The sequence below is a fragment of the Pararhodobacter sp. SW119 genome (genome assembly GCF_017811755.1).
GTDB lineage: Bacteria > Pseudomonadota > Alphaproteobacteria > Rhodobacterales > Rhodobacteraceae > Pararhodobacter.
This window is the reverse complement of the sequence record NZ_JADDJF010000188.1, coordinates 1-543: the sequence shown is the minus strand read 5'-3', so window position 1 is coordinate 543 and position 543 is coordinate 1. Positions and strand designations below refer to the sequence as shown.

Genomic DNA, 543 nt, shown 5'->3' with positions numbered 1-543 from the left:
GTGGGCATCATTACCGCCACGGCGATCGCGGCCAGTGTGCCCGATCCTTCCGTGTTCAGATCCGGTCGGCAGTTTGCGGCCTGGCTCGGGCTCGTTCCACGACAGAACTCGTCAGGCGGCAAGGAGCGGCTGGGACGGGTTTCGAAGATGGGCAACGGCTACCTGCGCCGAATGCTGGTCGTCGGCGCCACCTCGGTGACAAGGCGCGCCGGAACGATCAATACCCGGACCGGGGCCTGGGTCAGATCCCTGCTCGACCGTAAGCCCACGCGGCTCGTGACCGTGGCCATCGCCAACAAGACCGCTCGCACCGCTTGGGCACTGCTCGTAAAGGGACAGAATTACACGGCCGCACCGGCCATCTGAACGAAAGAGAGCCAAAAGCGCCGCCGCAACGGCGTCGCGACGAGATGCAAGGGCAGAAATGAATGATGATGATCAAGCGAGACCGCTACCGGGACACTCCGATGTGCTGTCAGGGCGTCTATAGCTCGCTAGTCTGATTGGAATCCGGCAGGCGGACTTCATCAAGGCCAGCGGTCA

The 543-nt window shown here is 63.0% G+C and carries 1 protein-coding gene; it reads left to right on the top strand.

The window, feature by feature from the left end; translation table 11 throughout:
- Window positions 1-366, top strand: a 366-nt coding sequence (locus IM708_RS21190) for a transposase (RefSeq protein WP_209428522.1), incomplete at its 5' end; no start/stop codon positions are given.
- Window positions 367-543: the final 177 nt, after the last annotated feature.